At 53.1% G+C, this 24191-nt stretch carries 27 protein-coding genes and 1 pseudogene; 14 read left to right on the forward strand and 14 right to left on the reverse strand.

All coding sequences use genetic code 11. The features are described from left to right. Positions 1 to 399 precede the first annotated feature (399 nt). Positions 400 to 1053, reverse strand: a complete 654-nt coding sequence (locus AC3WQT_RS01720; protein ID WP_492701621.1) for a TetR/AcrR family transcriptional regulator — start codon at positions 1051 to 1053, stop codon at positions 400 to 402. Between the two features lie 51 nt (positions 1054 to 1104). Here AC3WQT_RS01720 and AC3WQT_RS01725 point away from each other — a divergent pair, with 51 nt between their 5' ends. The 3 genes from AC3WQT_RS01725 to AC3WQT_RS01735 all read left to right on the forward strand — a co-directional run bounded on the left by AC3WQT_RS01725 (position 1105) and on the right by AC3WQT_RS01735 (position 3873). Continuing rightward, positions 1105 to 1935 carry an inositol monophosphatase family protein gene (locus tag AC3WQT_RS01725; RefSeq protein ID WP_492701623.1) on the forward strand — a complete coding sequence of 277 codons (831 nt, stop codon included), beginning with the start codon at positions 1105 to 1107 and terminating at the stop codon, positions 1933 to 1935. A 28-nt stretch (positions 1936 to 1963) separates the two neighbouring features. After that, the gene (locus tag AC3WQT_RS01730) at positions 1964 to 2638 is read left to right on the forward strand and encodes an NAD(P)H-binding protein (protein ID WP_492701625.1); all 675 of its coding nucleotides are present in this window, start codon (positions 1964 to 1966) and stop codon (positions 2636 to 2638) included. A gap of 221 nt (positions 2639 to 2859) precedes the next feature. Next, complete coding sequence (locus tag AC3WQT_RS01735) at positions 2860 to 3873, forward strand: polysaccharide deacetylase family protein (protein ID WP_492701627.1); 1014 nt, start codon at positions 2860 to 2862, stop codon at positions 3871 to 3873. Between the two features lie 260 nt (positions 3874 to 4133). Here the strand turns inward: AC3WQT_RS01735 and AC3WQT_RS01740 are convergent, their stop codons facing one another. Next, on the reverse strand, positions 4134 to 6257 hold the full coding sequence (locus tag AC3WQT_RS01740) for a hypothetical protein (protein ID WP_492701629.1): 2124 nt from the start codon (positions 6255 to 6257) through the stop codon (positions 4134 to 4136). A gap of 285 nt (positions 6258 to 6542) precedes the next feature. Here AC3WQT_RS01740 and AC3WQT_RS01745 point away from each other — a divergent pair, with 285 nt between their 5' ends. Further along, complete coding sequence (locus tag AC3WQT_RS01745) at positions 6543 to 7625, forward strand: YiiG family protein (protein ID WP_492701631.1); 1083 nt, start codon at positions 6543 to 6545, stop codon at positions 7623 to 7625. Between the two features lie 140 nt (positions 7626 to 7765). On the opposite strand, the gene AC3WQT_RS01750 is transcribed toward AC3WQT_RS01745, so the two are convergent. Further along, positions 7766 to 8881, reverse strand: a complete 1116-nt coding sequence (locus tag AC3WQT_RS01750) for a hypothetical protein (protein ID WP_492701633.1) — start codon at positions 8879 to 8881, stop codon at positions 7766 to 7768. Positions 8882 to 8945: 64 nt separating this feature from the next. On the opposite strand from AC3WQT_RS01750, the gene AC3WQT_RS01755 reads away from it, so the two are divergent. The 3 genes and pseudogenes from AC3WQT_RS01755 to AC3WQT_RS01765 all read left to right on the forward strand — a co-directional run. Beyond that, positions 8946 to 9773: an AraC family transcriptional regulator gene (locus AC3WQT_RS01755; RefSeq protein WP_492701635.1), complete on the forward strand. Its 828-nt coding sequence runs from the start codon at positions 8946 to 8948 to the stop codon at positions 9771 to 9773. An 84-nt stretch (positions 9774 to 9857) separates the two neighbouring features. Next, positions 9858 to 10250 carry a cupin domain-containing protein gene (locus tag AC3WQT_RS01760; protein WP_492701637.1) on the forward strand — a complete coding sequence of 131 codons (393 nt, stop codon included), beginning with the start codon at positions 9858 to 9860 and terminating at the stop codon, positions 10248 to 10250. A gap of 174 nt (positions 10251 to 10424) precedes the next feature. Further along, a pseudogene (locus tag AC3WQT_RS01765) lies at positions 10425 to 10613 on the forward strand (cupin domain-containing protein); the annotation flags it as partial. Between the two features lie 384 nt (positions 10614 to 10997). On the opposite strand, the gene AC3WQT_RS01770 reads toward AC3WQT_RS01765, so the two are convergent. Both AC3WQT_RS01770 and AC3WQT_RS01775 read right to left on the reverse strand, forming a co-directional pair. Continuing rightward, complete coding sequence (locus AC3WQT_RS01770; protein ID WP_492701639.1) at positions 10998 to 11309, reverse strand: hypothetical protein; 312 nt, start codon at positions 11307 to 11309, stop codon at positions 10998 to 11000. A 15-nt stretch (positions 11310 to 11324) separates the two neighbouring features. After that, positions 11325 to 11885 (reverse strand): DUF6210 family protein, encoded by a 561-nt coding sequence (locus AC3WQT_RS01775; protein WP_492701641.1) that lies wholly within the window; start codon positions 11883 to 11885, stop codon positions 11325 to 11327. A gap of 230 nt (positions 11886 to 12115) precedes the next feature. Between AC3WQT_RS01775 and AC3WQT_RS01780 the strand changes: the two genes are divergently transcribed. From AC3WQT_RS01780 to AC3WQT_RS01790, 3 genes are read left to right on the forward strand one after another with little or no spacing between them, the layout of a single operon-like run. Beyond that, positions 12116 to 12793, forward strand: coding sequence for a GntR family transcriptional regulator (locus AC3WQT_RS01780; RefSeq protein ID WP_492701643.1), 678 nt, complete (start codon positions 12116 to 12118; stop codon positions 12791 to 12793). Between the two features lie 27 nt (positions 12794 to 12820). Beyond that, the gene (locus tag AC3WQT_RS01785) at positions 12821 to 13339 is read left to right on the forward strand and encodes an isochorismatase family protein (protein WP_492701645.1); all 519 of its coding nucleotides are present in this window, start codon (positions 12821 to 12823) and stop codon (positions 13337 to 13339) included. 25 nt (positions 13340 to 13364) lie between these two features. Continuing rightward, on the forward strand, positions 13365 to 14510 hold the full coding sequence (locus AC3WQT_RS01790; protein WP_492701647.1) for a trans-sulfuration enzyme family protein: 1146 nt from the start codon (positions 13365 to 13367) through the stop codon (positions 14508 to 14510). 50 nt (positions 14511 to 14560) lie between these two features. Here AC3WQT_RS01790 and AC3WQT_RS01795 read toward each other — a convergent pair whose 3' ends face one another. The 3 genes from AC3WQT_RS01795 to AC3WQT_RS01805 are packed head-to-tail and all read right to left on the reverse strand — an operon-like array spanning position 14561 to position 15814. Continuing rightward, positions 14561 to 14986: a GFA family protein gene (locus AC3WQT_RS01795; RefSeq protein WP_492701649.1), complete on the reverse strand. Its 426-nt coding sequence runs from the start codon at positions 14984 to 14986 to the stop codon at positions 14561 to 14563. 40 nt (positions 14987 to 15026) lie between these two features. Beyond that, on the reverse strand, positions 15027 to 15491 hold the full coding sequence (locus AC3WQT_RS01800; RefSeq protein ID WP_492701651.1) for an SRPBCC family protein: 465 nt from the start codon (positions 15489 to 15491) through the stop codon (positions 15027 to 15029). Continuing rightward, positions 15488 to 15814 carry an ArsR/SmtB family transcription factor gene (locus AC3WQT_RS01805; RefSeq protein ID WP_492701652.1) on the reverse strand — a complete coding sequence of 109 codons (327 nt, stop codon included), beginning with the start codon at positions 15812 to 15814 and terminating at the stop codon, positions 15488 to 15490. Before AC3WQT_RS01805 ends, AC3WQT_RS01800 begins: the two co-directional genes overlap by 4 nt. Positions 15815 to 15970: 156 nt before the next feature. On the opposite strand from AC3WQT_RS01805, the gene AC3WQT_RS01810 reads away from it, so the two are divergent. Both AC3WQT_RS01810 and AC3WQT_RS01815 read left to right on the forward strand, forming a co-directional pair. Beyond that, positions 15971 to 16663, forward strand: coding sequence for a hypothetical protein (locus tag AC3WQT_RS01810; protein WP_492701653.1), 693 nt, complete (start codon positions 15971 to 15973; stop codon positions 16661 to 16663). 231 nt (positions 16664 to 16894) lie between these two features. Then, positions 16895 to 17116: a hypothetical protein gene (locus AC3WQT_RS01815; protein WP_492701655.1), complete on the forward strand. Its 222-nt coding sequence runs from the start codon at positions 16895 to 16897 to the stop codon at positions 17114 to 17116. 139 nt (positions 17117 to 17255) lie between these two features. Here the strand turns inward: AC3WQT_RS01815 and AC3WQT_RS01820 are convergent, their stop codons facing one another. After that, positions 17256 to 17549: a hypothetical protein gene (locus AC3WQT_RS01820; RefSeq protein WP_492701657.1), complete on the reverse strand. Its 294-nt coding sequence runs from the start codon at positions 17547 to 17549 to the stop codon at positions 17256 to 17258. 56 nt (positions 17550 to 17605) lie between these two features. Continuing rightward, the gene (locus AC3WQT_RS01825) at positions 17606 to 18202 is read right to left on the reverse strand and encodes a DJ-1/PfpI family protein (protein WP_492701659.1); all 597 of its coding nucleotides are present in this window, start codon (positions 18200 to 18202) and stop codon (positions 17606 to 17608) included. A gap of 91 nt (positions 18203 to 18293) precedes the next feature. Here AC3WQT_RS01825 and AC3WQT_RS01830 point away from each other — a divergent pair, with 91 nt between their 5' ends. After that, positions 18294 to 19625, forward strand: a complete 1332-nt coding sequence (locus tag AC3WQT_RS01830) for an aminotransferase-like domain-containing protein (protein WP_492701661.1) — start codon at positions 18294 to 18296, stop codon at positions 19623 to 19625. A gap of 6 nt (positions 19626 to 19631) precedes the next feature. Here the strand turns inward: AC3WQT_RS01830 and AC3WQT_RS01835 are convergent, their stop codons facing one another. The 4 genes from AC3WQT_RS01835 to AC3WQT_RS01850 form a co-directional block, all read right to left on the reverse strand. Continuing rightward, a complete protein-coding gene (locus tag AC3WQT_RS01835) occupies positions 19632 to 20192 on the reverse strand; it encodes a hypothetical protein (protein ID WP_492701663.1) in 561 nt (186 codons plus the stop codon). A gap of 248 nt (positions 20193 to 20440) precedes the next feature. Then, positions 20441 to 21625 (reverse strand): aminotransferase class V-fold PLP-dependent enzyme, encoded by a 1185-nt coding sequence (locus tag AC3WQT_RS01840; protein ID WP_492701665.1) that lies wholly within the window; start codon positions 21623 to 21625, stop codon positions 20441 to 20443. Next, positions 21622 to 22086: a RidA family protein gene (locus AC3WQT_RS01845; protein ID WP_492701667.1), complete on the reverse strand. Its 465-nt coding sequence runs from the start codon at positions 22084 to 22086 to the stop codon at positions 21622 to 21624. The genes AC3WQT_RS01840 and AC3WQT_RS01845 overlap by 4 nt, the downstream gene beginning before the upstream one ends. A gap of 10 nt (positions 22087 to 22096) precedes the next feature. Beyond that, positions 22097 to 23071 carry a quinone oxidoreductase family protein gene (locus AC3WQT_RS01850; RefSeq protein ID WP_492701669.1) on the reverse strand — a complete coding sequence of 325 codons (975 nt, stop codon included), beginning with the start codon at positions 23069 to 23071 and terminating at the stop codon, positions 22097 to 22099. A gap of 109 nt (positions 23072 to 23180) precedes the next feature. Between AC3WQT_RS01850 and AC3WQT_RS01855 the strand changes: the two genes are divergently transcribed. Beyond that, positions 23181 to 24113, forward strand: a complete 933-nt coding sequence (locus AC3WQT_RS01855; protein ID WP_492701671.1) for a LysR substrate-binding domain-containing protein — start codon at positions 23181 to 23183, stop codon at positions 24111 to 24113. Positions 24114 to 24191: the final 78 nt, after the last annotated feature.

The raw sequence follows: 24191 nt of genomic DNA on the forward strand, positions 1-24191 counted from the left end.
TACAAAGTTATTTAGATAAGCCAGGAACTGCAAGCATTACTGCATTACTTCAAAAAATCTTCTGAACTTGTATTTCAATATACATGCTGTGACCAATATTTTCAATATATATCCTGTATCCTATATTATAAAAATATAGGCCATAGCATATTTTTATAAAATATAAGTTATAGCCGATATTTCTCGATGATATCAATGAGAATGTTTCCATATCACTTCTGAATATCAAGCGTCGTAGGGTGCGTTCTAACGTACTGTGCTGACAAAGGAAAAACAAAAAAACTGAAAGCTCGCCACCGAATCACAGGGAGATGCTGGAGACTGTCAATTTTTTTCCGCCTCTTCGGTGAAATTCTCGGCGTAGGATGTGCCGCACGCACCGCCATCAGCGCGAGATATTCATTCCCCCGCATCCAGATACCCAAACACCGCCCGCCTCACCCGCCTGCGCAAATTGGCGGCACTCGTATCTGCGCGCGCACCCGCAGCATCGACCATGCCTTTGATGATGCCCATCAAATCGACCATGACTTCTGCATCGTTTGCACCTTCTGGCATATCGGCCTGAGAGAGTATGTCACGCATGGTTTTGCGCAGGCGGGTGGACTGGCGTTTGAGGTCTGCGGCTACAGGCAGGCGCAGTTCTTCTGCGTCGAGTATTTTTGCCAGCGCCGGTCTTTTTAACTGATGGGTGACGGCAACGGCTATCAAGTCTTCCAGTGCCTTGCGGCCGCTCTGCTCCAGGTCAATTTTCTCGGCGTCTTCGACCAGTGCCGTGGTCTGTTCCAGTATCAGCGCCCTGCTGATGGCGTCTTTTGAGGGGAAGTATTGGTAGAGCGAGCCTATGCTGACGCCAGCCTTTCTTGCCACGGCATTGGTGGAGCAGGCGCTCAGGCCTTCAGTTTCGAGAATGTGAGCAGCAGCTTGCAATATGGCTTCTACTGTTGCGACAGAGCGGGCTTGTGTGGGGATTTTACGAGGGGCCAGCGGGGTGGCGGCCTTCTTGATGGGCTTGGTCATGAATGCGAGTTTCCAATATGAGCGATAACTCATATTATATCTCTACTTTATTGAACTTAACGAACTTAAGGAAAGCAAATAATCATGCAAACACAAAACCACCATCAACAACGAAGCGATCAACAACAAAGCGATCAACAGTTATTAAACGCCACCGTCATCGCCGTACGCCAGGCGGCTGACCTGCTGCTCCAGCGTTTCGAGCCAGATGCACGTCCCGCAGACTTGCCGCAACTGCTGACGATGATAGATGACAATGACGCTGCCGTGACAGCGCAATTGCGTGCGTCTTTGCTGGCTCTACGCCCTGCTGCGCAATGGCTGGACGATGAAAAATCCAGCGGTCCCCTGCCTGTAGGTGAATGGTGGGTGACTGACCCGGCAGAAGGCAATGTCAACCATATCCACGGCACGACTGAATGGGCGGTGACGGCGACGCTGGTGCGTGACAACGTGCCTGTGCTGACGGTGGTTGCTGAGCCGTTGGCGGCAAAGCTGTATACGGCGGTGCTTGGCGGCGGTGCTTATCTGAACGGGCAGCCCCTGCATGTATCGCAAAAAAACAGCCTGGCGGCGGCCCTCGTCAGCACTGGCCAGGCGACGCCGGGTGAAGGCAAGCTCGCTTACAGCAAGATAGGCCAGTCTGTCACGGCCATGCTGGAGCAGGCGCTGCTGGTACGCATGGCTGTGCCTGCGACCATGCAACTGGTGCAGGTCGCCAGCGGGCAACTCGATGCATTCTGGCAGCACGGCAATGTCTTGTCTGGCCTCGTCAGCGGTGCCTTGCTGGTGACTGAAGCTGGTGGTCAGGTGACAGACTGGACAGGCCAGCCCTGGACTTTATCCAGCCCCAATTTTATCGCCAGCGCACCTGCGATGAACAGTCAGTTGGTAGCCGTTTTGAAAAATATATAAATAGAATAAATAACAGAAAAGAATCGATATGAAAGAATACGCAGTCGTCGGTGCCAGCAGCGGCACAGGTTTGGCCATTACCCATTTGCTGGCCAGCCAGGGTCACACTGTGCGTGCCATTGCACGCAATCCACCCCCAGCAACAGAATTTATCAAGCCCGTCATTGCCGATGTAAGCAATCCGGCAGCCATTGCCGCAGCGCTGGCAGGTGAGCTGGAGGCAGTATTTTTTACGGTGGATATCCACAAGGCATTTGCGACAAAACAGCTGATACGCTCGGTGATGTTTGATGGTTTCGTGAATGTGCTGAATGGTGTACAGCGTCACGCAAAACCACCACGCATTGCCCTGCTCTCGGTCATGGGGCCGGGCAAATCATCAATGACCTGGCATCTGCTGAACCTGGCAAAGCGCGGCATGCAAAAGAATATCGTGGACAGGGAACAGGCTCTAAAGGATAGCGGCCTGCCGTATGTGATAGTGCGTGCGCCGCGCCTGGTTGATGTGAAAGTTGACGCAGTCAGGCAATTGACGGCAGCAGTACCATCTGGCCAGGCAAACCATCGACTCGACATGAAGCGTACGATCGCAAGACCTGATCTGGCCGTTGCCATGATCGCAGCCGCAACATCAGCACCAGAGCACAGTGTGTGGGATGTGTATGGCAGTGATGCGGGGCCTGTGCCTGCATGGCTGGGCTAAAACCTGAGAATGAAGAGTCAGCAGAAAACCTCGAAAGAACTGTCCAGACTTTCTTGATAGCATTATAATTATTGCACTTGTGCTAATTGAGTGGTCTCATTTTTTTGATTTGATTTGTCACGGGGCTTGCCGGATTTTTATCTACCCGGCAGGCTTTTTCTTTTTCGCTCAGTTTTTTAAAACTGAACCTGCCTCAGGCGATACATCCACCATGGTATTCAATGAATTCTATCTACAAAAAACTGTCGTCCTGTAGTACTTATCTCATCGTATGTGCAGCACTTGCACTTGCCCCTTTTGCGACTCACGCGCAAACCACGCAAGATGCGAAGCCAGATACAAACAGCGCTGCGCCTGGCGTGCGCCGCATTGCCATCACCATTGATGACTTGCCATTCGAAACCCGGCATTTGAAACTCGCTGACGTGCAGCGTGCGACAAAAACCATGCTGACGACTTTGCAGGCGCACAAGGTCAAGGCACTGGGTTTTGTCAATGAAGACCGTTTGCTGGTCAAGGGCGAGGTCGATGCCCGCATAGGATTACTGGAGTCATGGCTGGATGCGGGCATGGAATTGGGCAATCATAATTTTGCTCATCTGGGTTTTCATGGCAGCAGCCTGGCAAAGTATCAAGAGGCCGTGCTGCGCGGTGACACTGTCACACGCTGGCTGCTACAAGAGCGCAAACAGGTGCCGCGCTACTATCGTTTCCCCCACAACCAGACGGGCGATAATGCTGAAGTCCAGATGCAATTTGAACAGTTCCTGCACCAGCATGGCTACAAGATCGCGCCTTTCACGATAGAACATGATGATTTCATCTATGCCCGCGTGTATGAAGATGCGGTTCTGAAAAACCGCAAGGATGAAGCAGAGCGCGTGCGCAAAGACTACCTGGCCAATCTCGATCGCGCCGTCAACACTTTCGAAACCATGAGTGATGAAATGTTTGGACGGCAGGTTTCTCACATCCTCAACATCCATGTCTCGCTATTGAATGCCGACATGCTGGACAAAATGCTGGGCAAACTGGAACAGCGTGGCTATCAATTCATTACCCTCGAAGAGGCATTGCAAGACCCTGCCTATCAACTACCAGCCGGGCCTAGCGGTCAATATGGCATGTCATGGCTGGCACGCTGGGCACGCATGGCGAAAAAACGCCTGTCAGTGTATGGCCAGCCGGATCCTGAGGAATGGATCATGAAACGGGATCAGGAGTTACAACACTGAGGGATTTTCCAAGCGTAGGTTGGGCCGGGCCTCGCTAGGCCGGGCCTCGCTAGGCTATGCTTCATCAGCCCAACACTCGGCATTTAAATAACTTATACGTTTGTTGAGGCTCAGTGTTGGGCTAATACACCGTAACCCAACCTACGGGCAGCCAGCAGCCCGATCTTGCTGACAAGTTTGGCTGTACGATCAAATACAAATGGTGGATAGCCATGCAGCTACCCACCATTTTTTAACTAAACCTTACCAGCACAATGATATCAGCGCACAGTTGGCACACTGCGCGGCACGATCGCAAATTCAGGCTGGGCAGAGTAATCAGGCAAGACGCTGCGTTGCATGAATTTTTGCCAGGCTGTGGCACCACCGGTAAAACCAGAATCTGCTGAATACGCCAATGCTGGCTGCATATTCGATGGATAGCCTGTAGCTGAGCTTGAATAACCTGTCATCTCACCGACTTTCAATCCCAGTGCCTTTGCCATTTCCGGGCTGTTGCAGGCCATGCCAGCGACGACAGGATTACGGCTGGCTTCATAAGCTTGCCCAAATGTGGTGTACAGGGGTGCCGTTGCGCTGGCCCTGAGGTTGAGGCTGTAGATACCACCAAAAATCCAGCAATAATCTGGTGCCAGCATGCGGCTCACAGGGAATTTGGCTTTCCAGTTCAACAGTGGCTGGGCCTTGCTGTAGCCAAGCTCAACTGCGCGCCCTATGGCTGAGGTGAAGAAGTCATCCATCCACGGTGCGATGCCTATGCCATTGGCGTACACAATTGCGCCTGGGCCAGTAATGGCACCGAAGATATTGGCTGCCGCATTATTGCTGTAGGTAGTGTTGTAGTAATCGAGATTATTTGACAGTATCCTGGTGAACTCGGCCTTGAGCACATCATTGTCCGGCGTGATATAGGCAGTCTCGGCGAGGTTACGTATGTCCCAGGCCTGCACCCTGACATTCGACTGATAGATCAGGCCCTGAATATTAGCCCGATAGCCGGGGTTGGTCTGGAACACATCCCACATGGCCCAGAACTGCATTTCTTCCAGGTGATAATAATCACCTGTGACCAGATAAGGCAGGTAGCTGAAGGCTGGCGTATGCGCAGCATCGGCAGTATTGGTATTGGTACAGGTGCCGCCACAGACAGGGAAAGCTTCGCGCAACTTGGTAGCAGGGTTATAGGTATCACCCGGATTACCCAGGATGGTCATGTAGGGATAATCACGCAGGCTGATGGGCCTGTCGGTCTTTTGATCACGATAATGGGCAGACCAACTGCCTGCCAGGTCTGCAGTCGCCAGCGTGGCATCTTTGGCGCGCTTGTCCATGCTCAACAGGTACGCAGCAGACCAGCCAGGCATGAGGCCGATATCGGGCCTGCCACCGGTGGTGGGCATGTACGCCATGGCCAGTCCCGGCCCCATGGGCTGGAAGTTGGCACCGCTCATGAGGCTTTTCATGCTGTTCAGAGATGACTCTGAAATGATGATGCGCTGGTCATAATTGGGCACTGCCTTGCTGGCGATCAGGTAAGCCTTGTTATGTGCGATATGGGTTTGCGGTGCTACGCCCCACCAGAAAGTCTTGCGCCAGCGGGTATGGTGGAAATGCGTGAGGTTGGCTTTCGAAAACACGCTTTGCCCACCAATGACAACTTCGGCATCATAGGTGAAATTTTGCGGCGCAGGCTGGTATGCCCAGTCATTCTCTATCGTCACATCGACCCTGGCCTTGCTAAGGCCGGGGTAAGCACGTATGGCGAAACGGGCATGCAGATGTGGATGCGCAAGGCCAGTGGAATCGTAAAGTGGTGCTGATACCAGCCATTCACCCACTTGCGATCCGCTGAGCCAGTCTTGTATCTTGCTGCCCCTCAGTGCCTGGTCTATCGACGCGGTATACAACCTGCCAGCGATGGTGATATTGACACTGCCATTGAAACCGGCATTGATCAGATCACCAGGCTTGGCGGTCTGTGTAGGAATTGGTGCAGTCGTTGCCAGTTTCAATTGCAGGGTTTGCGTTTCGCTTTTACCGAGTTGCGGCAAAACGGCCGTAATGATGGCATGACGCACGGAGCCATCCGCATGCCTGGCTTTGACATCGACTTGCAAGGGGATGCTGATGCCGTTACTGAGTTGCCCTACAAGACCGTTCGCACCCGGCACATCGCCAACCGCAAAGGCCTGACCAAAAGTGACGGGGACATTGCTCTGTGCAATATCGGCAGTACTGCTGATTTTGACATCTGGCAGTGCGGCGCTGATGCCTATGCTACTCTGGACTTGCAAGACGGGTTTTGCAGTCTGGGCAAACGCGGAAGATAGTGCGAGCGTGAGCAAGGTCACGGCTGCACATGCAACCGGAATTTTTTTTGACATGATAATTTCACTTTCTCTTGTGGGAGGTGAGTTTGGGCATAGCGTATATGCCTCTTGAAACTGGAACCCGTTTCATCAGCAGGGATGAACAGCGATGAGTTCCAGTGAATGATAGTCAAAAAATAACATCAGCACTTGACCGTTCATCGCCAGAACCTTACCGGTCATGCAGAAAACTTCAGAAACAAAATACCGTGCAACCAAGCACACAAATGGATACAAATTGTTGCAACTTTCAAAACTTTAAGCGGCTAAGATGGCCCACCCAATTTGACAAAAACAAGAATGAAAACCCTTCAAACAGCAGTGTCCGGTTCCCACAAAAAGACCATGTATCAGAGTGTGTCAACGCGCATGCTGGCGTGTATCAGCCTGGCCTTGCTGGCGACCGCCTGCAGCAAAAAAACTGAAGATGCATCAGCTTCATCTGTGGCACAAGCCAGTAGTGCCACCACGGCCAGCCAGGCTGCAATGACGCATACGCCTGCACCAGCCTCCCCATCTGCACCGGCCTCAGCCGGCGCCGACAAGTTGCAAGACTATATCGCCTGCTACAACCAGCTCGACAGAAATGCCCACCGCAGCATTGCCCGCTATCGCAGCTGGGTCAAGGATATGGATGCAGGCCCCAGCGGAAAAGAAATGGTGGTCTACGGCCTGTATAAAATCGATGTCGATGATATTGCCAAGTGCAAGACCAGCTTTGCTCAAGCGGTAAAAGGCACGCCAGGCAAACTCGACGCCGCCGCCACCACCTATATAGATAGCCTGGCAGAACTGGGCGCATTGGTAGCCGACGCCGACGTGTATTACAGCCGTGAAAACTACAAGGATGATGCCTTCGCCAAGGGCAAAAAACTGCACGCACCTCTGGCCGCCAGCATCAAGAATTTTGAAGAAAAGAGTAATATTTTTTCTGATGAAATTGAAGCAGAAAACGACAAGGTCCTGGATGCAGAAATGCAGCAACTGGAAAAAACCGAAGGCCGCCAATTACCTTATCTGCAAATGGCATTGATGAGCAAGGCCAAGCATTTGATACGCCTGATCGGTGAAGAAAAATTCGACGCTGCTGCTGCCGCAAAAATCCTGGCCGATTATGAAAGCGTGACCGACGAAGCCATCGCCTACGTCAAAAAGAATAGCGAGAGCGCAGGCAGCGGTTGGTCAAGTCTGGAGAGAGCCACTGAAGATTATCGCAAGGCTGCCAAAGAACGTGTGCGCCGCATCCGTGACAAAGTGGCTTACAGCGAAGGCGAAAAAATGATGCTGAAACCAGGCTCAGGCTGGATGGTAGAAGGCAGCCAGGAAAAAGTCACCAAGGCTTACAATGAATTGATAGAGGCGAGCAATCGCATGCATCGCTGATACTAACTAATACTCGTTGATGCGGCACTTGTGCAATATCGATTTTGCGCAAGTCCCGTCCAAGGAACCAACCCGGTAGTACTCCAGGTCCCCATCTGGAGTTGCTCTTTACAATGCCCTTGTTTTTCGAGGGCATTTTTTTATGGTTGTACAGACTTACACTGCGCTGCCTGCTTATCAACTACTGCCTTGTCTCCAAACAGCAATTTCACGCCGCATAGCGAACCAAATATTTTGCTCTGGTCATGCCCTACTCCTTGCACATCAAAATAATGATGGCTGGCAGTTGTTGGCATGGGTTTGGCAACGGGCGTATGTTTGCCAAGATATTGCTCATACGTCCAATAGGCATGAGCACGGTCGTAGCGTGTTGGCCCTTCTGCTTCGGCACCGCAAGACTTGTCGAGTACGCGATGGTTGGGGTCGGTGTCCATGCTGCCGACCAGATAGGTCACCTGCCTTTGCAAGTGGCGTATATATAAATCCATGCCCGACATACCTTTTGCATAAGCGACCATGTCTTGCATGCCATAGCGGTAATCATCATAGGCGGGGCAGACGGTTTTGTCGTAGGGCGCAAAGCTGCCAGAGCCTGAGCGATCCGGTCTGTCTGGTGTGAAATACAGATAAGAAGACGGGTTCGCTACCACATACTGCACATCCAACCCTCTTGCCCGCAGGGCTTCATCGACATGGTTCAGCACGGCGTAACGATGTATCAACTGCCCACCGCCAGAATGCCCGGCGAAAATAATCTTCTTCAGCGATGGCATGCGCGACTTGTCTGCCAGCAGTTGGGCGATATCATCAAGCACCTGCAAAGAACTCAAACCCGCTTGTGTGCCCGTCCCTGGCAAGGCAGCATCACCACCTGCCCAGCCCTGCACAGACCATACCGGCATGCGGTCAAAACCCTTGCCGGGACTGTCAAGGTCGGGCTTGCCAGGAAAGTTGGGCGCCAGCACCAGCACTTCATCGGACGAACGCCCCGATGCCCGCAACAGTTCCATCGCTGCCGCATAATAATCGTCACCATTGCGCTGTATGCCATGCTGGACAATGATGACTTCACGTATGGTATCCAGTTTTCCATTGAGCTCGTGATTGGCATAGACCGGAAAATCATAGCCAGCCTGCTGGCCAGGTACGGGCAGATGCAAGCGCTGCCAGGTGGGTGCAGCGCTGGCTGGAAATGCGAGAGTGACAGCGATAGATATCAGCAAGGTCGGCATATGCAAAAAATTGAGTGATTTCATTTCTGTCCCTGTCATTAATCGAAATGAATGCTAGCATACTCATCATGAAAGCGATCACACCGCCATGAGCAAGCACAACACCGACTGGATACGCCACGCGCCGGGATCTGCACGGCTGGAACGTATTGAAGCTTATTTCGCAGGCAACGCCTATGCCATGCACAGGCATGATACCTATGCCATAGGCAGCACGCTGGCGGGCGTGCAAAACTTCGTCTATCGCGGTAGCACCTGTAACAGCCTGCCGGGCGGCACCATTGTCCTGCATCCGGATGAGGCGCATGATGGGCAGGCAGGTACGGGTGACGGTTTTCATTACCGCATGTTGTATGTCGAGCCTGCCTTAATACAACAAATCCTTGGCGGTCAGGCTTTACCTTTTATCAAGCACGGCATTTCCAGCGACCCGCGCCTGTTTGCTGCCACCCTACCCCTGCTACAAGCCATGGACAAACCCATGGATGCGCTGGAAGAACAAGACGCCCTGTTCGAGCTGGCCCACGCCATGCATGCCTGTTCTGACAAACTGGCTGGCACAGCCACCAGCAAGTTGCATTTTGATTACCAGGCTACTGAACGGGCGCGTGAATATATCCACGGCGCCATCACTGACAATATCACGCTGGAAGAACTGGCTGAGCACAGTGGCCGCGACCGCTGGAGCCTGTCACGTGACTTTCGCCTGCTGTTTGGCACCAGCCCCTACCGCTACCTGACCATGCGCCGCCTTGACCTCGTCAAAACCTTGCTGATGCAAGGCTACACGCTGGTGAATGCGGCCCTGGCTGCCGGGTTCAGCGACCAAAGCCATATGAGCAAGCACTTCAGAAAGGCCTTTGGCCTGACACCTTTGCGCTGGCTGAACATGCATGGCAAGGCATCGAGGCGTTAATACCTGACGCACAAACGTACAAGAATTGCTGTTACAGCTTGCGTATGCTTGGTTTTTTCACTCACAAAGCCAGGGATGCCAGCCATGAATGCCACAGCCGTCAGCGACAACAAAATCTATCACAGCGTCAACTTCGCCAATAAATTCAGCCTGTTCAGCGAACAATGGTCACAAAAAGTCATCGCCGAGATGAACGACTACCAGTTCAAAGTCGCCAAATTGCAGGGCGATTTCATCTGGCATGATCATGCCGACACCGATGAAAGTTTCATCGTGCTCGAAGGACAATTACGCATCGATTTCCGCGATGGCCATGTGCTGATATCTGCTGGCGAAATGTTTGTCGTTCCCAAAGGCGTGGAACACAAACCCTATGCAGAAAATGAAGTCAAGCTCTTGCTGATAGAGCCGCGTGGTGTGGTCAACACTGGCGAAGAAGGTGGTGAACGTACCAGTGAGCTGGATGTGTGGATATGAGGTTGATGCCGGTTGCGGATTAGTCTTGCGATCGACATGCCTCCCCGCGATGTAGCAGATGGCTCAAGGTAGGGAGCATTATAATGCGCCGCATGTGTGCGACGTTTACGGCACAGATAATTTCCCAAAGCATGCAATGATCTCATGCGGCGCATTGCAATGCGCCCTACGTCACTGCACCTCGATTTCCGTGATGGCCATGTGCTTATATCTGCTGGCGAAATGTTTGTCGTTCCTAAAGGCGTGGAACATAAACCCAGTGCAGAAAATGAAGTCAAACTTCTGCTCATAGAACCGCGCGGCGTGGTCAATACTGGTGACGAAGGTGGTGAGCGCACCAGTGAGCTGGATGTGTGGATTTGAGATTGAATTTTGCCTTGATATTTTGCTGGCTAGTCTGAAAAGACGTGACGCTTATTCACAGCAAAAAACCTCAACCTGTCATGCCAGACTCGATCTGGCATCCAGCGGCGTTTGTTGTACAAGCATGTCGGTAGTAACGGCCTGCATCCGAACACACTCCCAATCAAAAATCTGCACAAGTCAATCAAACTCAAGGCTTAACGACACTGGATGCCGGATCAAGTCCGGCATGAAGGGATCGGGGGTTATTTGTCTATCTTGAGCGCTGCCGCCTTTGACCTTTTGAATTCACACACACAACTTACGCAACACGATCATTCGTGGCCGAAGCTTGCAGAGTGCGCCGTGCGCACCCCACCTCGCAGGCAAGTCATTACTTAATTATCACTCCATTGGCGCAAGATATCGATCAAATACCTCATGCAACTTCTCCAAGTCTATATTCGCCGGAACAATTTGATCCTGCGATTTAGCTGAACCATGAAGCACTGTAAAAATCGCCCAATCCATTTTGAACAAGTGCTCATTGTCTTCCAAAGCGTATATGGCAGACTCGACCATATCATGCACTTTGCTCAATTCGGGTATCGTGACGCCGCCATTATCATGGAATTTTTTATTAGTCACATTAATGCTTGCAGGCCAGAGAGAAATCGCTTTTTGGAATAAGAGATCAAAATTTACTTCACTTGCCATATGAATTCCAGTTTATCAATCACTGTTTTGCCAAATCAAAACCATTTCTGCCCGAGGATCCGAGCCGTCACAAAATGGTACCCACGTATACTCTGCTTTAATACACACGTGTATCCAGGCCTCGTAAGATTCCTTTAGGCGGTTAGGTGCAATGCAAAGCCAGTCAAGCTTATGCATCTTAAATATGGCTTCAATATCTTCTACTTCTCTCTCGCTAAGACCCGAATGACTGTGAGCTGGCAGGAAGTAGCTGGCCAATTTGTTTTCTGCTTCATACGAATCTTCAAGCGGCACAAGATAGCCCTCCAGGGAAGGATGAAAACATGCAGTGCCAGCACATTGGTGGGTGTATTCAACTCCGGTGGGGTGATGAACTATGAGATACAAACCTCTAATTTCCTGAATTTCCACATCAATCAACTTACGTTTTTCGCTTTCAGGCCTAATTTTGTGTGCAGCAGATGTTTTTGGTGAAAATGTATAAGGCGGAAAATTACTACCCTGCGTCTTTGCTATCGGTTTGGATACAGGTGGCACCTCGTCTTTGATATCCAGCAGTTTTTTTAACCAACTCATTCCGTATTCCCATTTGAAATTGCATTTATTTCATTCTCAATCTGCTCAGAGCCGACAATATATCCAAGGCTGCCAAGAAGATTAAATTAGCATTAAAGCACGCACAATTCCAAACGGACAATAAAAGTCTTCCAGCGACAATACCAAAATTATGTAGTATATTACATACTACCAGACAAAGCATGATTGAAGATAGTTGCTATTACTGTCTTACTAACCACAAACCCAGCATGCCAATACCAGCCAGCACAGCCCCCCTAAGCCGTTCCCTCGCCCGTGAAGAGGTGTACCGCAGCCTCAAGCAATGGATCATAGAGTTGCAGCTTGCCCCCGGCGAAATACTGCGTGACCAGGAACTGGCAGCGCAGCTTGGCGTGTCACGCACGCCCGTGCGTGAAGCCTTGCGGCAGTTGGAGGATGAAGGTCTAGTCATCACCAGTTTTCATAAATGGACCAAGGTGGCACCATCGAATCTGGAGGATATCATCCAGCTTTATCCTGTGGTGGCTGCGCTGGAAACTGCCGCGCTGGAACTGGCTTTACCGTATTTGACGAGTGCATACTTGCAAGAACTGGAAGCGACCAATAATGAGCTCGCGCATGCCATTGCCGCTCATGCTCATCAGCGTGCGACTGAACTGGATGCACAATTCCACGCCATCATCGTGCGTGCCAGCCAGAATACGGAAATAGAAAAACTGTTAGCCAGCCTGCGCCCGCGCATCAAGCGCATAGAGCTGGCGCATTTTGGCGACCAGCGCATGGCACCGCAATCGGTAGAAGAGCATCAGGCCATCATCGCTGCCCTGCGTACTGGCGACACGAACGCAGCGGTACGGGCCATCAAGCAAAACTGGAGTCTGCCGCCTGAATTATTGAAACTGGCTGCCACTACTGCATCCACATAAACCTGCCTGTCTATTTTGGAGAAACCCATGTCATCTGCCCTGCTCATCATCGATTTCCAGAACGCCATCTTCATCGCACCATCAGCCTATCAGGCAGACGTGATACTGGCACGCATCAGCGACCTGATCGCCAGGGCGCGCAAAGCTGGTATGCCCGTCGTATATGTACAGCATAATGAAGCAGGCACTGCATGGGAAAAAGAGTCAGACAGCTGGCAGTTCCCTGCCGCAATTGCGCCCCAGCCTGACGACTATGTTTGCGCCAAGCAGCATAGCAGCGCCTTCCAGCAAACCGGCTTCCAGGCTGGTCTCGCTGAACGTGGCATAGCCGAAATTTTTGTCTGCGGCTATGCCAGCGAATTTTGCCTGGACAGTGCGATACGTCAGGCAGCAGCGCTGGGTATCAAGACCAATGTGATTGCTGACGCGCACACCACACGCAATCGCCCGCACCTGGATGCACCGACGATCAGCAATCACCACAACTGGGTCTGGAGCGAGATGGGGCAGATCAATGTCATCCCTGCTGCGCAATTACCATTCTGATTCACTTTATGAGATGGGGAAAACCATGACCGACATCAGCACCGGACTGGCACAACCTGCCAGCGATATCCCATCGGGATTTGCATCGCTGTCGCAAGGCGTGTTCCATGCATCCACCATCGTCTTCCCGGATGTCGCGTCCTTCCTGCGCAGGCAGGCGCAAGCACATACCGGATACAGCTATGGACAAAACGGCACGCCCACACACTATGCGCTGGCCAATAAACTGTCTGAGCTGGAAGGTGGCGGTTACACGGTGCTGGTGCCGACTGGCTTGGCCGCCATCGTCCTGGTCAACAGCATGTCGCTGGGCACAGGTGACCATGTGCTTTTGCCTGACTCCATTTATGGCCCCACGCTGGAAACCACCAAAACCCTGTTCGCCAAATGGGGGGTGCGTCATACCATCTACCCGAATGATATAGGTACTGGCATCACTGATTTTTTTGAAGACGCTACCAAACTGGTATGGACAGAAAGCCCTGCCTCGAACAGCATGGAAATGCAGGACATACCCGCCATTGTCGCCGCGGCCCATGCGCGCCAGATCAAGGTGGCGATGGACAATACCTGGGCTACGGCACTGGGGTTCCAGGCGTTGGATGCTGGCGTGGATTTCACGATACAAGCCCTGACCAAATATGTGGGTGGGCATTCTGACTTGCTGATGGGCGCGGTCAGCACACGCGATGAAACTGCATATCGCAGCCTGCGCGACACGGCAGAACTGCTAGGTTATTACGTTGCTCCCGATGAATGCTTTCTGGCCCTGCGCGGCCTGCCCACGCTGGCATTGCGGCTGGAACGCCAGTATGCATCTGCCCTGCGCATTGCAGAATTTTTGCAAACCCATGCAGCAATAGGCCAGCTCAATTACCCACCGCTGCCAGGTGATGCTTATCATCATTTATGGAAGCGCGATTTCAAACTGGGTAACGGCTTATTGTCGTTCACTTTGAAGCAAGATAATCTCGAAGCGATCGAAAGTTTCGTCGCCGCCTTGCAGGTTTTTACATTGGGCAATAGCTGGGGTGGCGTGCATAGCCTGATCGCCGTCGCACCACAACGCGCCCCCAAAACCGGCTGGCTGCTACGCCTGCATGTGGGCATCGAACATGTTGATGATTTGCTGCTGGATGTGAGGCGTGCGCTGGCAGCACTGGAAGAATAATAATTCTATCGTGCTGCCTCAAGCGAAAACAGCCGCAAGGCAGATGTCCCTCATCCCGGCGGCATCTTGTCAAATAACGGTAACTCTGGATCAAGATGATCCCATCCCAGGGCGCGCGCATGATAGGTTACCACCTGCGGCCTGAAGAGGGCGGGGTCATCCAGGCTTGCTGCGTGGACGGTAAAAATCTGCGGCATGGCGGCAAAGCGCAGATAGACAGGTGACCCGCAATGCGGACAAAAACCGCGAGTCTTCACATTGCCGCTATCGGCCACAATGTCCCATTGCCTGGCATCGCCACTGAGTTTCACACCTGCGGCGGCAAAGGTAAGGTAAGAACCGTGGCCAGTGCCGCTCTTGTACTGGCAGTCGCGGCACTGGCAGTGGTTCATGAAAACCGGTTCACCGGGTATCTCATAGCGGATCGCGCCGCAAGCACAACCGCCTGTGTAGTTTTCGCTAGTGGCATCACTCATGTTTTGTCTCCTGTCTTGATCTGGTGTTTGCTATCGCACTTCAGTGTGGCCCATTGGCAAAATTGCCCAGGCTGGGGACGACCTTGCGCCAGCCATCGTTCATATTCTGGAATGCAGTGTCATTGACCGGCGTCACAAAGCCTGAATGCACGAGCTGCAATCGCGTCCCTTCCGGCACCCTGGTCAGCGTGAACGTCACCACTGTATCCAGCGCAGAACCATAGCCCTGATTGCTTTCATGGCCGCCCTTCCAGGCGTAGACGAAGCGCTCGTTCGCCACGACTTCCAGCACTTCGCAATGGATGGTGCCATCCCATGCACCTGCGGCCTTGGTCTGGTAAGTGAAGCGCGCCCCCTTCACGGGTGCGAAGCCATTTGGCTCCATCAGCCAGCGCGCCATCAATTCGCCCGAGGTGAGTATCTTCCAGATCGTTTCTGGCGCGTGAGGGAAAATTTCATCCACGACGATGTCTTGCGTGGCAGGTTTCAAGGCGGTGTCGTTCATGGGTCGATTTCTTTCAAGAGAGTCCTGAGGTCGGCAAAGCGTTCGCGCCAGAACACGGCGTAATGATCCATCCATTCGGCCAGGGGAGCCAGGCCAGTGGGATTGGCACGGTAATACACATTGCGCCCCTGTGCACGGTCAATGACCAGGCCCGCCCGTTTGAGCGAACCCAGGTGCTGCGAGATGGCAGACTGCGTAACCCCACTGCCCTCGGTCAGCTCGACTACGCTGATTTCGTCTGCGCGCATGATACGTTCCAAAACTGCACGCCGTGTAGGGTCGGCGAGCGTGCGCATGAGGGTGTCGAGGTGTGTGGTTTGCATGATGATTTCATATTAGCGCATGCTAATTGATTAGTCAATACTAATTCATTAGCCATGACTAATTTGTTTTATATCTTAGGTTTACAGGTATAGCCACATGTTAAAGTTATGGCATCTCAATTGTGACCAGAACCAAAGTCCCGACAACAACATCCCATGGCAGACTACATCAATCCACTTCCTGAAGCGCTTGAAAAACTTGATACACAACACAAGCGCTTGCAATTGCAAACAGAGGTGACGCCGGAATTTCTCCACATACTTGAAAATGAACTGACCACTCTTGTCCATGATCGCCTGATGGCACACCGTGACCGTTTTTTATCGAAAAAACTTCAATTGCTTGCAATGCGGGCGTTGAAGTATATAAGCGTCTTTGGACTCTGCATGTCGATTGCACTTTTTGCTCTTGGCGGCTTCAACTACCACGGTGTCAGGCTGGAGATAGGATTTATTATTTTCTTTGCCCTCGCTTTTTTATTTGCCAGGGATACTCGCCGACTCATGGAGTGGCGCACAAAATTCTCCAAACCCTATTGGCTTTGGCTGGCAAGAAGCAATGCATCCAGAATGCTCAGGGTCGCAAAGAAATCACTTCCATTTCGTGCTGAATATGAATTTCGCGACAATGTCGTCGTGTACTACCGTATTAGCAAGACCGGTTCGAAACTTGCCTGGACCAGGACATTAAAACATTGGCGCGTCAGCGGGCAACATGCCACCTTGCTGTTCAAGAAAAAGACTTCACTGTATCCCTATATCCTCATCATGCACGAGGCATCGCATGACTTGAGCCAGTATCTGGAAGCGCTTGGGATACAGTCTATAGTTGGAAATCAAGATATATAGAGTACGCCGCACGCATCGTTTTAATAATTTGAAGTAAAGACCCGGTGCGCACGGCGCCACTGCAAATTTTCGGAATGACATCCACCATGCCCTTGCAAAAGTCTGCTACATCCACAATTACACAATAATGATATCTTCAATATAGAGAGACCATCATGAATCATCACAGCAAGCAGTTCCTAATGACCCACAAGGCGGCAATCGGGCCGCCAGGGGTAATGAGGAACTATCATGAAAGATCTCTCTCGTGCTTTGCGCAGGCACCATGCGGTGCGCCTGAAAAAGAAGCGTCAGTATTATTTTTATAGCTGGGAAGAAAAACTCAGTATCTTGCGCCTGGGTATAGCTTTGCATACTCCAACAACCTGCAGTTGCCATATGTGTGGTAATCCACGCAAGTATTTCAAAGAACGCACCATTCAGGAGAAACGCTGGCTGCAAGTAGTCGAATAATGCGGAATTAAATCGACTCTGTAAGTGCGATTAGCGCAGCGTAATCGCACGCATGCCTGGTAAACGACATCAAAAACATGGGGGACCTGCAGCCATTTACATGTGCAACATACGTACGATTACGCGCCGCTAATCGTACCTACGACACTGACAAAATTTCCAGCAACCTCGCAAAGCCTGTCGGGATTTCATGCATCTGATCTGGTGAATAAAGCACATTCAATACCTGGTCTCCCAGACCAAGATCGACAACATCAATTGCCAGCCAGTCTTTAGACCAAAAATCTATCGCCCCGATTTTGGAGGAGGATGAAAATTCCAGCCTGTTCAAATCACCAAAATCGCCCTCCAGATATTCAGTCCAGGTCAGGACATAGGAAGCTGGCATCCGGGGCTCTACAAGTTCCTTGAAGTAGGCAAGGTGTTCATTCATATACGGTCGCGTTCAAATCGGGAACACGCATATTATCCTGAACGTATCGCCGGACGTCACAAATAAGGTTCAATGTTGCGCATGGCCCGCGCCACATAGTCCTCTTTCTCACCGACCGGGGCAACGTAATGGATGGCGCTTTCTGCCGCCTCGGTGCCTGCCAGACGGGCGATGATCCAGGCGGCCAGGTATTGCGATGCCAGGCAACCGCCAGCGGTGGCGACATTGTCCTTTGCGAAGAAGGGCTGGTTTAGTACCTCAACTCCGGCTTCCTGCACCCATGGTTTGGTGGTGAGATCAGTGCAGGCTGGCACGCTGTTGAGCAAACCCAGCTTGGCGAGTATCAATGTGCCTGAGCATTGCGCGGCCAGTAATTGTCTGGCTGGATCAAGCTGCAATTGCGCCATCAGGGCAGTATCTGCCACCACTTCACGCGTACGCATGCCGCTTCCAACGATGACGGCGTCTGCAGTATTTGCTTCTGCCAGGGATATCTGTGATTCAAGCAAGAGCCCGTTCATCGAGCGCACCTGAGCCGTGGGGCTGGCGATGGACACGCGCCAGCCGGGTGTTTTGATACGGTTCAGGATACCGAGGGCAATCAGTGAATCAAGTTCGTTAAAGCCCTCAAATGTCAGGATAGCGATATGCATGTCTGCTCTTTCTTTATCAATGGAATGGCGATGAGGCATAATAGGCTGACAAAACAATACAATCAAATAATTGTCATGGATACGCTTTGCGATGAACAGCCGTTATAAAGTTTTAGTCGACAGCTTTGCCAGCGAGATACGTTCAGGCCATTTACCGCCCGGCACACGCCTGCCTACACACCGCAAACTCGCGGCAAAGCATGGTCTGGCCCTGGTGACGGCGACCCGCGTGTATGCCGAACTGGAGGCCATGGGGCTGGTCAGCGGCGAAACTGGGCGCGGTACCTTCGTGCGCGAAACTGCACTCTCCCCTGGCCATGGCATAGACCAGCATGCAACCGCAACGGGGATGGTTGACCTGAATTTTAATTATCCATCTTTGCCGGGCCAGACTGAATTATTGCGCGCCGCGCTGCGCCAGCTCGCATCCTCAGGTGACCTTGATGCCCTGCTGCGCTATCAGCCACATGCTGGCCGGCAGCATGAGCGGGCCGCTATCGCACGCCACCTTGCCAGCCGTGGATTGAATATACATGGCGAACAATTGCTCATCGTCAGTGGTGCCCAGCATGGCCTGGCTGCGACAGTGATGGCTTTGCTGCAGCCCGGTGATGTGGTGGCGGCAGATGCGCTGACTTACCCCGGCTTCAAGGTGGTAGCCGAAGCGCAGCGTCTGGAATTGTTGCCTATCCCCATGAACGAACATGGCCCTGATCTGAACGCGCTGGAGAAGTTATGCAGACGCCGTAAAGTACGGGCGGTGTACACCATACCAACCATGCACAATCCACTGGGCTTTGTCATGGGCACGCAATGGCGACAAGAGCTGGTGAGTATTGCACGCAAACATGGGCTGCTCATCATAGAAGATGCCGCTTATGCGTTTTTGGCAAACAAGCCACCTGCACCCCTGGCTGCGCTGGCACCTGAATTAACGGTCTATGTATCAGGCTTTTCCAAGAACGTTTCTACCGGGCTCAGGGTAGGGTATGTTGCCGCTCCCGTGCAATGGGTGAGCGCAATTGAACGCGCCATACGGGCAACCACCTGGAACACTCCTGCCCTCATGACCTCGCTGGTGTGCAACTGGCTCGATGATGGCACGGTAGCCCGGCTGGAGAAAGAAAAGCGTGCAGATGCCAAAGCCAGGCAAACCCTGGCTGGCAAAGTACTTGCGGGATTTAACTACACCAGCCATCCGGCATCGTATTTTATCTGGCTGCCGCTGCCAGCAGAACTTCGTGCTGACCAGCTTGCCATCGCGCTGGAACGGGAACACATTGCGGTATCAACGGCTGAACCCTTTGCAACGACAGAACATGTGCCGCATGCGATACGTCTGGCGCTGGGGTCGGTCGATATGGATGTGCTTAAAAGCGCGCTGGAAAAAGTCAGGTATGTGATCAATCAATATGCGTATTGACAGACTTTATGCAGCCTGCACCTCAAGCCGCTGTCGCATCAGTTCCACAAATGTATCCAGTGCCGGTTCAGGCCCGGCACCAAGATTGGCATTCGTCCCCATGTCATCGATCTCGCGCAAGACCGTGCCGCCGCCCATGGAAGTCTGCCCCAATACATAGTAGCGAATATGCTGGCTGGTCTTGTTGCGTACGACACCAGAAAAATGCGGTGCCAGTACCCAGGTGCCCGCACTTTGCTTGACTTCTTCCAGCGACTTGCCAGTCAGGTCTACTGGTGCAGCTTGCGGATAAACCAGCACCAGCAAGCTATGGGTGGCATCCAGCTCAAACTGGTGCCAGCGGTATTGCATGGCCTCTTCCTGCAGGCTGGGTATTTCCTGCGCTTTGCAACTGAGGTGATAAAACAGGTAGTGAGAATTCTCGTCGGCCTTTGCGACGATATCAAATAATTGTGCCGCCTGGCGGAAGACATAATGCGGCAATATCTGGTAAGCAATGTTGTAAGACAATTGTTCCAGCGATATGCGTGCGGGTGGCTTGCTTTTGAAAAAGTCGAACAGTCCCATGGTGTCTTCCCGGATTTTTTATATGTTTTTCTGTGCTTCGCCAATGAGAACTTGACTTACAAGGCGGCAGAGAGGATGACAAATGAAACCATGGCGGACAGCGATTTGTCAAATAGCCGGGTCAGCCATGATTGGGGACACGCAAGATTCCTGCATGCGTCTGCGCGGCACAGATTTTTTGTCCCGAGATGTTGTGGCACCATGCGGCGCATTGAAATGCGCCCTAGGTCACGGCATATTCTGCAAAATCAGGCCAACGCTTCCAGCGCCCGCGCCAACACTTCCACATCATCCAGAGTATTCAGATAAGAAAACGAAGCCCGCGCTATGCTGTGCAAGCCGCGCGCCTGCATGTCCAGCGGAGTATAAGGCACACCGTTTGCGCCTATGTAGATGCGTTGCTGGGCGAGTTTGTTTTTTAGTGTCATGGCATCATGCCCGCGCACGTTAAACGAGACTATGCCAGATCGTGCTCCTTCACCGAGGTCATGTAGGCTGATGGTCGGGATGCTCGTTAAACGTTCGCGGCAAGTCACTGCCAATGCGGCGCTGACAGCACCCAGGTTGGCGACACCCATGTTCAATGCCAGTTTGACGGACTCGGCCAAACCCAGTTGCAGGGCGACTGCGGCTTCGCTGGTTTCAAAGCGGCGGGCGTCATTGCGTAGATTGATTTCATCTTCTGCCAGGGGGGCAGATGAGACATCCACCCAGGCTGGTTCCAGCTTGTCCAGGAATGATTTACGCACATACAGCAAGGCTGTACCGCGAGGCCCGCGCAAGTGTTTGCGGCCTGCGCTTTTTAATACATCACATTGCAGGGCTTTGACATCGACCGGCACCTGGCCCAGGGCTTGCCCGGCGTCGATGATATAGGGCACACCTGCGGCGACCGCGACCTTGCCGATGGCTGCGGCATCATTGATGAGGCCGCTATTGGCGGGTAGCCAGGTCAGTGAGATCAGGCGCACATGCTTATCGATCATCTGCGCCAGCGCATTGGCATCAACACTGCCGTCGGCATGGCAGGGGATGCTTTCTACCCTTGCGCCCGCAAGTTGTGCGGCGCGCTGGTAGTTTGCCAGGTTGCCGCCCCACTCTTGCCGCCCTACCAGTATGCGGTCACCCTGCTGCAAGCTGGGCATGGCGGCGAAAGCGCTGCCAAAGGCGCTGGAGCCAGATGTCATAAGGGCGATTTCATCGCTGCTGGCGTTGATGAGCGCTGCGGCATCTTCGCGCAGGGCTTGCAATCTGTCGGCTACCAGCAAGGCAGCCTCCATGGGGCCGACTTGTGCTTCCAGATCCAGATGAGCATGGATGGCCTGCAGTGCAGCTTGCGGCAATAGCGAGGCACCAGCATGATTCAGGTGCGTACCCTTATCGATGCCCGGCGTTTGAGCACGCAATTGCGCCAGTTGTTCAACACTGATCATGCTGCCACCAGAGTGACAATCGCATCGACTTCCACCGCTGCACCTGTGGGCAAACTGGATACACCTATCGCCGTACGCGCATGGCGACCACGCTCACCGAGGACAGCAACAAAGAGATCAGATGCGCCATTGGCTATGGCGCTGTGGCCGTCAAAGTCCGGGCTGGCCGCGATGAAGACACCCAGGCGCTGCACCTGGACTATGCGCGTGATATCGCCACCGGTAACGGCATCTATCACGGCCAACAAGCGCAGTGCCGCCATTTCAGCTTCTTTGTGTGCGGCCTCTACCGAGCCGCCTGCACCCAGCACGCCGCCCTTGGCAGTGCCCGGGTTGCCGATTTGTCCGGCGATGATGAGCTGGTTACCCTGCAAGGTATAGCTAAGGTAATTCGCCGCTGGTGCTTTGACGGGCGGCAGGGTGTGGCCGAGTTCTTGCAATTTTTTTGAGATGCTAGTCATGGTTGTATTTTTAAGCGAGGGTGGAATTAATCGATAACAAAAGCTTGCCCTGGGTGCCGCGCTCTGCCAGTGCAATATGAGCTTGCGCAACATCTGCCAGCGCATATTCGGCATGGATACGCAGCTTCACCGTGCCATTGGCCAGGTAATCAAACACTTTGCTGGCATGCGCCTGCAGGGCAGCGGATGTGTTCAGGTAATGCGGCAAGACCGGGCGTGTCAGGGTGATGCTCTTCTTCATGAGTTGCAAGACATCGACAGGATCAGGCTGGCCGCTGGCTGCGCCAAACAAAATGACGTGACCGCAAGGGGCGACGACATCCAGGCTCTGGGTGAAGGTGCTTTTGCCGACGGAGTCAAACACCACAGCTACACCACGTCCCTGGGTTTTATCCAGCACGTGGGCGACCCAGTCTTTACCGTCCGTATAAGACACAGGCTGCGCGCCAACACTGCGCAACCAGTCAGCCTTGCTGGCAGACGATGCTGTGCCAAACACCGTCAAACCGCGTGCCACCAGCAATTGCACCAGCCAGCCGCCGATGCCACCGGCAGCAGCATGCACCAGGACTGATCCGGATGCAGGCAAGCGTGCCACATCATCAGCCAGCATGATGGCGGTAAGGCCGTGTTCTATGGCGGCGCAGGCATCACGCAGGCTGACTGCATCCGGTATGCGTATCAGATTGGCGGCAGGTACGGCCACCTGGCTGGCATAAGTGCCCTGCACGCCCGTGGTGTAGGCTACCCGGTCACCGGCGTGCCAGTTACTGTTTGCCGGTGCTGTAGCGATGATGCCTGTGCCCTCTATGCCCATGGGCCAGGCTTGCCTGACACCAGGGTAGCGGCCTTCACGCTGATAGATATCGACAAAATTCACGCCTGCCCAGGCAGCATTGACGATAACCTCGCCACTTGGTGCAGACACTTCCTGCAGTTGTAATTGCTCAGGCCCGCCAAACTTGTTCACGATGATTGCTTGCATGGTATTTCCCTTAAACATGTTGATACCGAACTTAGTGGCACCATTATTGTCGTAATATAGGTGAGTAAAAAACGATACTTTCGCAATATGAAAGTGAGGAAAATTCAATATGCAAGGAAAACTGCCGCCCCTGTTCACGTTGCAAGCCTTTGAGGCAGCCTCGCGCCTGGGCAGTTTTAGTCGCGCTGCCGATGAGCTGAGCCTGACGCCGGGTGCCATCAGCCGCCAGATACGCCAACTGGAAGACTGGAGCAGCCTGACCCTGTTCAAGCGTCATGGCCCTAGAGTCAGCATGACGGATGACGGTGCAGCTCTGCTGACACGCCTGGCAGGCCCCTTGTCGGCCCTGCACCAGGCCATCTACCCACCGGCAGATGCCACGCAAAAAACCCTGCACATCACCACCCTGGCGTCGATTGCCAAAGAATGGCTGTTGCCACGACTGGCCAGCTTTAGCGCTGCCCATCCGCACATACGCCTGATCATTGATACCGACTATGCCCTGGTGCGCGCCGCCCCGCGTGTGGCGATGGTGGCGATACGCCACGGTGCCAGGCAAAGCACGGACCAGATTTGCGAAACCCTGTTCACGGATAGGCTGCTGGCCGTGACTTCGCCAGAACTTAAAGCCAGGCTGGGAACAGATGCGCGCCTGTGGCCCGCATCAGCCATGCTGCAACACCTGTCACTGGACCCGGCAAACTGGCTGACCGCCGCTGGCCTGCCAGAAGATTTCAACTTGCAAGGCCAGGCCTATAACGACGCCGATGTCTTGCTGGAAGCCGCCCAACACAGCCAGGGCATCGCCCTTGGCCGCCTCTCGATAGCCTGGCGTCGCTTGCAAGCTGGCAGCCTGGTACTGGCTAGCGATACCATCTGCCCTACCTCACGCGACAATCTGCTGGTCTTGCGGGAAGACAGCGCCACCTTGCCCGAAGTGCAAGCGTTTACAGGCTGGCTGCGTGAGCAGGCGCGGCTGTGGCAGTTGGAAGTGGATAAGTTCGACAACGAGCATCATGTCTTGCAGGTAACAGAAAAATAAATACTCCGTCCTGGAGGGAAACCACTTTTGCCGGGCAAATTGAACCTTAGGCTGATTCAACTGTCTGAATACCGGACA

The sequence above is a fragment of the Undibacterium sp. FW305-107 genome (genome assembly GCF_058788535.1).